This is a genomic window from Tardiphaga sp. (assembly GCF_044340795.1).
In the GTDB taxonomy this organism is placed as follows: Bacteria; Pseudomonadota; Alphaproteobacteria; order Rhizobiales; family Xanthobacteraceae; genus Tardiphaga.
In genome coordinates this window covers 1-3,302 of sequence record NZ_JBIISY010000410.1, presented here as the reverse complement: position 1 = coordinate 3,302, position 3,302 = coordinate 1, and the positions used below count along the sequence as shown (strand labels likewise).

The window sequence follows — 3,302 nt, the reverse complement described above, 5'->3', positions numbered from 1 at the left end:
CCGATCTAGCAGGCAGGGCGCCCGAGGCCGTCATCAGTGCCATATTGAGCCGTCTACAACTGACAAATACAAAAAGTGAAGCCACCAAGCAGTGGCTAGGAACGCACCTGCAACAAACAAAGATCTCACAATTTTAGTCGCGGTTCGCATTACCGCCCCCCCTCGGACACGTCTCCTTATTCGGGCAGGTTCCTATCACCAGAGGTTGCTGAAAGGCAACTCAAAAGGCGGGTGCCGTTCTGTGATTAGAAGTGGAGCACAGCCACGATCAACTGGCACGCTCTCGGAGCGGCCCCGTAATCCGCCTTCGGGCGGTTTTTTGATTCCATAACATCGGGACACCACATGCCCATCAAACTGACGACCGCGGATCTCCGCGGAATATTCCCGCGCGCTCCACAAGCAGTGATCGATGCATTTGCATCCAAACAGGACGTCCTGACAAAGGCCGGGATCAACGCCACCAAGACGAGGCTGGCGTACTTCTTCGCCAACATTGAGCACGAGTGCGGCGGGTTCACGATCAAGGATCTGACCGAGAACATCAACTACACCGCGTCGCGGATGGCTCAGGTCTGGCCCAACCGGTTCAAGAGCGCATCTGCGGTGCAGGCAAAGTATGGGCAGGCCGCCGGCTGGCAGAAGAAGGCCTTTGACGACATCTACGGCAACCGAATGGGCAACCGGCCGGGTACTTCGGACGGATCGACCTATATTGGCCGTGGCGGGCCTCAGTGGACGGGCAGGGATGGCTATGCAGCCCTTGAGCGCCTGACGAGCATCCCAGCCGTGGCAACGCCCTCTCTGGCCTCCAGCCTCAGCCTGCAGCCCGAAATCTGCGCTGCCTTCTGGACTTGGAAGAACTTGAACCGCTTTGCCGATGCCAATGACTTTCTGGGCTGCGTGAAGGCCTGGAACGGCGGCACGAACGGGCTGGCCGATCGACAGGCCCTGATGGCCGGCAATGATCCCATCCTGAAGAAGCTGGAGAGCGTCGCCACCATCACCAGCGCGGCGCCGGAGCCCAAGGAGCCGGCCAACAAGACAACCGTGGCTCTTGCCGCCGTTGGCTCCACGGCAGGCGCTGGCGGCATCGCCGCAGCCCACCAGCAGGGCATCTCAGCCCTTTCCATTCTCGGCTGGATGGGCGGCCTGACCGCTCTCGTTATCGCAGCATTCATCATTGGCTATCGCATCACCAAAGGACACTGGCCGTGGACATCGACTGGAGAAGTATCGCAGGAACCGTCGCCCCTCTCGCCCCCAAGCTCGGCGCCGTCCTCGGCACAGCTATCGGTGGCCCAATCGGCGCTACAATTGGCGGCCTTGCAGGGTCAGCAATCGCAGCTACTTTCGGAGTCGAAGAAACGCCGGAAGCAGTCGGCAAAGCCATCGCAGAAGACCCGGACGCGGCGGGCAAGCTCCAGCAGCTCGAAGCGCAGCGCGGTCAAGAAATCCTCGCCCAAGCGCAAGTCAAAATCGAAGAGCTGAAGCAGCAGACCGAGCAGTTCCGGATTGCGGCGGATGACACGCAGAATGCGCGTGTGGTGGGGGCTCAGTCAGCCTCGATGCAGTGGGGCGTCACTCTCCTGTCTGCCGTGTACACGATCGCATTCTTCGTGATCCTGGCTGTCGTCATCGCCAATACCGACATCATCAAGGAAAACCCGATCCTGCTCTTGCTGCTCGGCACCCTGACCGCCGGACAGCAGCAGATCGTGAACTATTTCTTTGGGTCGTCGGCAGGCTCCAAGAACAACGCCGATCGGTTTGCCACGTTGGCGAATGCGGTCGTCGAGAAGCCCAATCCGTCACCGTCCGTCGTGGCGGCAATCACGGCTGCGAAGAAGAAATAAGCAGTCGGCCCAGCACCGTGCAGCGAACACTGTGCTGAGCCTAACCACCCGAAGAAAACATCTCTCCGACTGGCTGGGGCTATCAAACCATGAAAATTGACATCCGACGCGTTCGGTTCCGCGGAATGGTTAACTGAGGATGGAGCTTACCGGTTTCCAGTGGGCGCAACTGGTATTCATGATCCTTGGTTTTCTGATAACGGCCGGCGGTGTTGTCGCTGGCTGTGTCTGGGCTGTCGCTCGCGTCGAGAAAAGAGGCGACGAGCGTGCCAACGCGGAGCGCGAACGATCCGACCAACTGATGAAGGCACATCAGGAAAGGACGGCTCTCGCCATGAAAGACCTGGCCAGCGAACTAGCCGCCGAGCAGAAGACACAAGCTTCTGTTGCGGGCGAAATGGGAATGGCTCTCCGGCGCTATATCGAAGGCGTCGAGAAGGAGATGCACAAGATCGAGATATGGGGGCGGGACAACTACGTCCTCAAGAGCGACTTTCTGAAAGCCACGGACCGGCTGGAAGAAACGATCAAGGAGCTTGCGGTCGATATTAAGAAGGATTTCCGCGAGTTGATGGCCACGCTATCGGGGCGAGGTGAATGAAAATCCTCACCCTCTGCGCCCTCATTCTCCTAGCCACCTGCATCCGTTCCAGAGCGGAAGAGCCAAAGCTGGACTGTGCTGCGATCCGGTACTACGTCGCGGTGCATGGTAGGGCGGCGGCTCTGGCATGGGCGGTAAGGAATGGATACTCTCTGCGGGAGATTGCGGAGGCAAGGCGGTGTTTAGCTCGCGGTTGATCGCGTCCTTCAATATCTCACCCCACACCCATTCATCATCTAGGCGGTATCCCCGGTACTTTGAAGCACGGCCTTCGGCGATTGCGCGGGATAGGTTTTTGGCAAGTGGGTCGCGGATAGCTTTAATTACTGCAATGCAGATCTGTTCTGCGTCTCCGTAATCACAAGACGAATCCGCTCCTTCTACACGCGCTTCGTGCAAAGCCGCTTTTACGGCCGCATCTAGCATATCGTTCATCCCAACCTCCAAAAGCATCCCGCCACTCTACCCCATGGCGGGGAGGGGCGAACCTATTCCACCACGAGCGTCGCCGATTTCGGTACGATGGGCATGTGGCGACCGGTATGGCATCTGCCGTGCTCCCAACAGTAGGCGAAATCGGGCCTCGACTTACCTTCGCCGACGACTGCGTCGCATGCGCCGCATTTGATCGGTTGCCATGGCAGTGAATGTGAGGCGTCTGACATCCGTTTCCTCTTATTCCATCACCGCGGGAGCCCGGCAGTCGCCTCGACAAGCATCTTCTCAATGACGGGTCGCTTCAGCATCGACGGCTTGCCTTGAAGGATCGCTTCTGCGTCGAAGATGGTGTCCCATCGGGCGTGCATCGGGCCGACTTTTCCGGCGATTCCTCGCGCTGCGTGAAT

At 59.0% G+C, this 3,302-nt stretch carries 3 protein-coding genes; all 3 read left to right on the top strand.

Translation table 11 applies throughout. The features are described from left to right. Positions 1–345: 345 nt before the first annotated feature. Positions 346–1,491, top strand: coding sequence for a glycoside hydrolase family 19 protein (locus tag ACIQ17_RS32390; protein ID WP_398473657.1), 1,146 nt, complete (start codon positions 346–348; stop codon positions 1,489–1,491). A gap of 56 nt (positions 1,492–1,547) precedes the next feature. Continuing rightward, positions 1,548–1,856, top strand: coding sequence for a hypothetical protein (locus ACIQ17_RS32385; protein WP_398473656.1), 309 nt, complete (start codon positions 1,548–1,550; stop codon positions 1,854–1,856). Positions 1,857–1,995: 139 nt separating this feature from the next. After that, entirely contained in the window at positions 1,996–2,457 is a 462-nt protein-coding gene (locus tag ACIQ17_RS32380; RefSeq protein WP_398473655.1) for a hypothetical protein, read from the top strand. Positions 2,458–3,302: the final 845 nt, after the last annotated feature.